The 7,171-nt window shown below is 60.0% G+C and carries 6 protein-coding genes; 3 read left to right on the top strand and 3 right to left on the bottom strand.

Going from position 1 to position 7,171, the window contains the following annotated elements; translation table 11 throughout:
* Positions 1–1,755 precede the first annotated feature (1,755 nt).
* The gene (locus ACTHL0_RS12765; RefSeq protein WP_440567113.1) at positions 1,756–2,970 is read left to right on the top strand and encodes a DNA-binding protein; all 1,215 of its coding nucleotides are present in this window, start codon (positions 1,756–1,758) and stop codon (positions 2,968–2,970) included.
* A gap of 83 nt (positions 2,971–3,053) precedes the next feature.
* On the opposite strand, the gene ACTHL0_RS12760 is transcribed toward ACTHL0_RS12765, so the two are convergent.
* Positions 3,054–3,434 carry a DUF2471 family protein gene (locus ACTHL0_RS12760; RefSeq protein WP_440567112.1) on the bottom strand — a complete coding sequence of 127 codons (381 nt, stop codon included), beginning with the start codon at positions 3,432–3,434 and terminating at the stop codon, positions 3,054–3,056.
* Positions 3,435–3,544: 110 nt separating this feature from the next.
* The gene (locus ACTHL0_RS12755) at positions 3,545–4,159 is read right to left on the bottom strand and encodes a helix-turn-helix domain-containing protein (RefSeq protein ID WP_440567111.1); all 615 of its coding nucleotides are present in this window, start codon (positions 4,157–4,159) and stop codon (positions 3,545–3,547) included.
* Positions 4,160–4,316: 157 nt separating this feature from the next.
* On the opposite strand from ACTHL0_RS12755, the gene ACTHL0_RS12750 reads away from it, so the two are divergent.
* Both ACTHL0_RS12750 and tdh read left to right on the top strand, forming a co-directional pair.
* Positions 4,317–5,516, top strand: coding sequence for a glycine C-acetyltransferase (locus ACTHL0_RS12750; protein WP_440567110.1), 1,200 nt, complete (start codon positions 4,317–4,319; stop codon positions 5,514–5,516).
* Between the two features lie 11 nt (positions 5,517–5,527).
* Positions 5,528–6,556 (top strand): L-threonine 3-dehydrogenase, encoded by a 1,029-nt coding sequence (tdh, locus tag ACTHL0_RS12745; RefSeq protein ID WP_440567109.1) that lies wholly within the window; start codon positions 5,528–5,530, stop codon positions 6,554–6,556.
* A gap of 135 nt (positions 6,557–6,691) precedes the next feature.
* Here tdh and ACTHL0_RS12740 read toward each other — a convergent pair.
* A partial coding sequence (locus tag ACTHL0_RS12740; protein ID WP_440567108.1) for a YceI family protein occupies positions 6,692–7,171 on the bottom strand: 480 nt, incomplete at its 5' end.

Genomic DNA, 7,171 nt, shown 5'->3' with positions numbered 1-7,171 from the left:
GCGCGCTTCGTTGAGATGAGTCGGTCGGGAAAGAACATTTACGAGAGGATACAGAGTGCGGTTATAGGCGTCTACAACCACCCTCTCACCCTTCGCTGTGAAACGCGGCAAACAACGGCGGCTCTCCTGGATCCGCTCCCGGAAAGGCTCACCGGAACCCGCGGTTGGCAGGGAAGCGCGCCATTGTGCGGCATGGGATTTCATTGCCAGACGCGATGAAACTGCCGGCCATATGCGCCATAAAGCGCTCCCGTATCGACTCACCACAGCCGATGTCGCTATTTTGCGACGACGATCCCAATGGACATTTCCTCACGGCACACGAGCCAGGATGTCCCGTTTCGGACCGCCAATCGCGAGTAACCGCCGCATGTTTTCTGCCGCGGCAGCACACATCCCGAACAAGCTCACCTTTGGGCAGCCTGGAAACCCGTGCAGCCATGGGCTCGAGCCATGTCGATGCGCGATGCCACGTCATCCGCTCCCGAAAACGCTCACCTGGAGAGCGCGCATCGCCAGGACGCGAGGGATTTGACGTCCACGTATCACCCTCCCGGAAAACCTCACCTCAGCGGTCATCTGTCGAGATTTCTCAAACAGATCCGATAGTTAGCCTCTTTGCTTCAGCGACAGACTCATCACCGTTTGCTCCCGAAAAGGCTCACCTTATTGAAAACGCTCTTTTGCGTGCCTCGTTTATCGACCGCAGTCCGATACACCCGAAAAAGCTCACCTTACCGGCCACGCACCCTTCTATAGCGCACTCACCCATGCGGTAAAGACTAGCGCTTAGCGAAAGTGCAGACTAACTTCGCCGTCAAAGGCATTTCGGCGCGCGATTCAACTCCCGAAAATGCTCACCTTTTACCCAATGACCGCTTCAACTTGGTTGAGCCGGCCCTCCGTTCATTGATCCCGAAAACCTTCACCTTAAGCGCCAGGGAACCGGGCAACAGCCCATTCAACGGGTTCCGCAATCGCGGTTGCGCGGCGAGCGCTCCCGAGAAGGCTCACCTTTGGGCAGTTATCGGTGGCTTTTCCCACGGGTTTTCCCGAAAAGCCTCACCCGACGTGCGCGTTTTTTCCCGGAACACCTCACCGATGCCTGTCGAGAGGGTATTTCGACCACGAAATCGGCTGTTTTCCAACATCCCGCAGGCACTCACCTTTGCGAAATCCCGCCGTAGCAGCACGCCACCGTCTCACGCGGGTTTCAGTGGCAACGGCTCCCGAAACGCCTCACCGTCCGACAAAGGCAGCGTTCCGATCTGTCCCGAATCCCCTCACAATCTTTCCCGACACCGCTCACTGATGTTCCTGAAACCCTTCACGAAGCCCTCCCGTCAAAGCTCACTACATCTCCCGCAAAGCTTCACCCAACCGGCCGGAGAGCCTTACCTGGCAAGGTTTTGCCGTGGCGTTAACGTTTTTAACGAAGGTTCAAGGGTGTTTACTTCAACTACTCTCTAGGCGCGCCCCGTGTGTTCCTCGAAATACCGGCTCCTAAAAAAACGGATCCGTCCCGTGAAACAAGCGCGGACCTAACAACAAAACCAGCTAACATTGAAAAAACAAAGAGTTAGCTAGGATTCCTCGTTTTGTTTCACGAAACGAAGGACGGCGAAGACGCTTAGACCGCGCCCTGCCCTCACGGAGAGCTTGTTTGTGTCACGACATCGACGCGCCATCAGCGAACGTACCATTTGATACGTAATCCGTTATTATCAACACATTCTTATCTCCGAAATCGCATCCATGACCCTCGACGAACAACGCGAAGTCATAAAGAGAGAGCTCGAAGCCCTACGCGAGCGCGGCGTTCACCGGCGCGAACTCTCGCTGCATGCCTGCAAACGCTTGTTCTTCGACTTGGGCATTCGCCCTTCCGCGGCCACCGTCCGCGAGCTGACCCAAACCGGAAGCGCGAGCGACATCCCCAAAGACATCGATCATTTTTGGGAAAGGATTCGCGACGCCTCTCGCGTAAGGATCGGCGCTGGAGCCATCCCGCCGGTGCTGGAAGAAAAAGCCGGAGAACTGCTTGGGGCCCTGTTCGAGCATGCGCTCGCAGAAGCGAAGCAAACCCTGGAGAGCGAACGCAAGGCAATCTTCGAAGAACGCGATCGTGCGATGAGCGCGTTGCGTGAGGCACAGATCCGTCAAGAGGCGGCAAACGAAGCCTGCCATCGCAGCGAAGCGCGTGCAGAAGCCGCGCTCGAACGTGTGCGAACGCTCGAGGCTCAACTGAGCGCCTCGGCTGCCACACGAACGAGTCAGGAAGACGCACTGCAAGCCTCGTTCGCCCGATTGGAAGCCGAGCGAACGAGACTGGAACAGCAGCTCGACACGGAACGGATCACCAACGCCGCATTGCGCGAGCGTATCGATTCCCTTCATCAAGAACTGCGTCACAGCGCGGAACATTACGCCGCGCAGATCAAGGACGCGGTGTCCGAAGCCGAACGACGCGTCAAGCCGATGCTCGTCGAACTCGACTCGCTGCGTACGATGGCGTCCACCTATCAAACCGGCATTCGCGACGCGAGCCGGAAAGAGTTCGATTTTATCCAGCAACTTAGCGCAGCGAAGGGGCGCGGCGATCGCCTCGAGGCGCAGGTACGCGAGCAGTCCGACGAAATCGATGCGCTCACTCGCCAACTTGCCACTGCACGCGAACAGGGGGCGTTCTCCCCTGAACTGGCCGCGCTGTTGCGTTCTTGGGCCAAGACGGGGCGACTGGCCGAGGCGGATTTCGCGGCGCTCGGCACGTCGGCCGATGCGATTGCGGAAATCCCCGCCCATTGTCCGAAATGCGCCGATGGCGAGCCGGAACTGGCTCGCGTCGAAGACGGCTTCGAACTCCTATGCCCGGAATGCGATCACTCCTCCGGGGTCAAACGATCGCGCCTGGAAGCGGTAACGGGCTTCATCGCTAGCATACGCGCCGATGCCTCTGACCTAAGTGCTTGATTTTCCGAAAATCGCTGGCGCAGGGGCTTAAAAGGTGAGCAATTTCGGGATCTGACGGGTGAGCGTTTTCGGGAGCAGCGGGCTCAACGCCGCGAGTGCGAAGCCCGCTGCGCGGCGCCCTGCCGGCCCATCGCATCGTGCGACTGCTCCAGCTGCGCTTCCTCATACGCGGCCACCGCAAAGGCAAATGCCGTGGGCAACGCATTGGATTTGCCGAAAGTCGCGGGATCGTCCGTTTCCGGGTACGTCATGTCTTCGGGGCGTTTGAACAGCTCGAGTACGTCCGGTTCATGCCGGCTGGCGAATCCGAGATCCGCCAATGCTTCGGCTTCAATCGCATGCAACAGCCGCCACGTCAGCGGCACGCCTTGCACGACATAGCGCGCCGCGATATGACGGACGATGTGTTCGAGGTCGCGCGCCGCGGCCTGAAAGCGCAGCGCGGCAAGATCTTGTTCTCTCATAGCCGCTCTTCGAATATTGAGATACTGTGCAAATATACAGTATTGCAGCGAGGTGGCCAATCGAAGTCAGCGGCTCGCGGCCTGCCCAACCGCCGGAGCCGCTTCGGACACTAACCATGAATCACGATGAGCAGCGCCTTGGCCTCGGCCTTGCCCGCGTTGCGGATCGCGTGCGGTACGTCGGCCTGATAGCGAGCGGTATCGGCAGCCTTGAGACGCTTGGTTTCTCCGTCCGCTTCGATTTCGATGGAACCGTTGAGTACCGTCAAATGCTCGCGCGTACCGGGCTCGTGCGCGTTTGAAACGAGTGCGCCGCCCGGCTGTAACGTGAGCTCATACCATTCGAATTTACCGGCCAGCTCGATCGGCCCCCACACGCGCAGCTGATACTTGGCGTCATGCCCATCGAGTGTCGGGATTTCGTGCGGCCCGGACACGGCAATCGTTTCATGCGCGCGCTGGGCGGCGAACAATTGATCGAGACTGACACCGAGGGCGTTCGTGAGCCGCCACGCCACGGCAATCGTCGGATTCGCTTTGTCGCGCTCAATTTCAGAGAGCATCGACTTCGATACGCCGGCGGCCCGGGAAAGGTCGTCGAGCGTCATCTTTCGCTCCATCCGCAGCCGCTGAATTTGCTCGCCGACGCGCGGCGGCGAAGAGGCCGCGGAAGGTGCGGCTTGAGCGGCTACTGACGCCGTGCGTCGCCTGACGGAGCTTGCCATTTTGTTTTCGATCGCTTAAAGTCGTTCGCTATATCGAACTTTTGTTCGGAAAATTGGAATTGTTCGGCAAAACCGGACAACCGACTATAACAGCAATAGACGACCGTCACGCCCGCCACCCGGAGCGAGCGGCACCCTTCCTGTCAGGAGCGAACCGATGCGCGACACCTTCCTTAGCCACTTGCGCGGCACGATCGATCAGATCCGAGCCGACGGCTTTTACAAAACCGAGCGCGTAATCGCAAGCCCGCAATCATCCGATGTCCATCTCGCCAGCGGCGAAGACGTCCTCAACTTCTGCGCGAACAACTATCTGGGGCTCGCGGATGACGCGCGATTGATCGCGGCGGCCAAAGAGGGGCTCGACAAAGACGGGTTCGGGATGGCTTCGGTACGTTTCATCTGCGGCACGCAGACGGTCCACAAGGAACTCGAACGCGCGTTGTCCGCTTTCCTCGGTACCGAAGAATGCATCTTGTACTCGAGCTGCTTCGACGCGAACGGCGGCCTGTTCGAAACGCTGACCGACGAAAACGACGCAATCATCAGCGATGAACTCAATCACGCGAGCATCATCGACGGCGTTCGGCTATCGAAGGCGAAGCGCTATCGCTACAAGAACAACGATCTCGCCGATCTTGAAGCGAAGCTGCGCGAAGCCGATGCTGCGGGGGCCCGCTTCAAGCTGATCGCGACGGACGGTGTCTTCTCGATGGACGGCATCATCGCGAATCTCGCCGGTATCTGCGATCTGGCCGATCGCTATGGCGCGATCGTCATGGTCGACGATTCGCACGCCGTCGGTTTCATCGGCGAACATGGCCGCGGCACGCCGGAGTTCTGCGGCGTCGAAGGACGCGTCGACATCATCACGGGCACCCTCGGTAAGGCGCTCGGCGGCGCATCGGGTGGATATATCGCGGCACGGCGCGAGGTGGTGGAACTGCTGCGGCAACGGTCGCGGCCCTACCTGTTTTCCAATACGCTCACACCCAGTATCGCAGCGGCCTCGCTGAAGGTGCTCGAACTGCTTGCGAGCGACGAAGGCACCCGACTGCGTCGGCGCGTTCGTGCGAACGGTGAGCATTTTCGGGAGGCGATGAGCGCGGCGGGCTTCGACCTCGTGCCCGGTCAGCATCCGATCATTCCCGTCATGCTCGGCGATGCATCGATCGCTTCCAGCATGGCCGATGCGTTGCTCAAGGAAGGCGTCTACGTCATCGGTTTCTCGTATCCCGTCGTGCCGAAAGGCCGTGCGCGCATCCGCACGCAGATGAGCGCCGCGCATACGCCGGAGCACATCGATCGCGCGGTCGATGCCTTCACGCGCGTAGGCCGTTCCCTCGGTATCGTTTAAGGAGCCCCCAAATGAAAGCACTCGCTAAACTCGAACGCGCGCCGGGGCTGACCTTGACGCAGGTGGACAAGCCCGAAGTAGGCCACAACGATGTCATGATTCGCATCAAGCGCACGGCGATATGCGGCACCGACATCCATATCTGGAAGTGGGACGACTGGGCACAAAAGACGATTCCCGTGCCGATGCATGTGGGGCACGAGTACGTTGGCGAAATCGTTGAGATGGGACAAGAGGTGCGCGGTTTTGCCATCGGCGATCGCGTATCGGGCGAAGGACATATTACGTGCGGCTTCTGTCGCAATTGCCGCGCGGGGCGGCGCCACTTGTGCCGCAATACGGTGGGCGTCGGCGTGAATCGAGAAGGGGCTTTTGCGGAATACCTCGTGATTCCGGCGTTCAATGCCTTCAAGATTCCCGACGAAATCTCCGACGATCTCGCCGCGATCTTCGATCCGTTCGGCAATGCGACGCACACGGCGTTATCGTTCAACCTGGTGGGTGAGGATGTGCTCATCACGGGGGCGGGGCCGATCGGCATCATGGCCGTGGCGATTGCCCGGCATGTCGGGGCGCGCAATATCGTCATCACCGACGTCAACGAGTATCGGCTCGGGCTCGCGCTGAAGATGGGCGCGACGCGTGCGGTCAATATCGCGAAAGAGTCATTGCGCGACGTCATGGCCGAGTTGCATATGACCGAAGGATTTGACGTCGGCCTCGAAATGTCGGGGGTGCCCAGTGCCTTCACGGGCATGCTCGAAGCGATGAATCACGGCGGCAAGATCGCGTTGCTCGGCATTCCGCCGGCGCAAACGGCGATCGACTGGAATCAGGTGATCTTCAAGGGGCTCGAGATCAAGGGCGTCTATGGGCGCGAGATGTTCGAAACCTGGTACAAGATGGTGGCGATGCTGCAAAGCGGCCTCGATCTCTCGCCGATTCTCACGCACCATTTTGCTGTCGACGATTACCAACAAGCGTTCGCCACGATGCTCTCGGGCGAGAGCGGGAAGGTCATCCTGGATTGGACGGCGTAACGGGATCGGCCCGCATCGGCCGTTTCGCCGCTCCTGACGGCGTTTGCTTGTCCGTGCTGACGGCGCCCGCGATGACGGGCGCCGGTTCGTTCTCCTAAGCAATTCGGTCTAACGCCGGATCAGCCCGCCGATAGGCTATTCGTTCGCGTTGGATGCGGCGGCTCGATCGAATTCGGCTTCGATGCGCACGTGCACTTCGTCGCCGACGGCCGGATACCATGTGGCCAATCCAAACTGTGCGCGGCTGAATGCGCCTTGCGCCGAGAACCCGAGCGTGTCGGCCTTTGTCAGTGGATTGCGTCCGTATCCGTTGAACGTCACATCGAGTGTGACCGGCCGTGTCACCGTACGGATCGTGAGCGCTCCCTCCAACTTGCCCTGCGCAGGCCCCGTCCGCACGAAGTGTTTGCCGACAAAGTGAATCGTCGGATACGTTGCGACATCGAACATGTCGGGGCCCTTGACCATCTTGTCGAGCAACGGCACTTTCGTATCGACGCTGCCCGCGTCGATCGTTATGTCGGCGGTGCTGGCATTGAGCCCGCCCGGTTTCCAGTCGAGCGGGCCCGGCGCCCGATCGAAGCGCCTCGCGCAGCGCGAGGACATCCAGTGCTC

Origin of the sequence: Trinickia sp. (assembly GCF_051961175.1) — a bacterium.
Classification (GTDB): domain Bacteria; phylum Pseudomonadota; class Gammaproteobacteria; order Burkholderiales; family Burkholderiaceae; genus Trinickia.
This window is presented reverse-complemented; position numbering and strand designations above follow the sequence as displayed.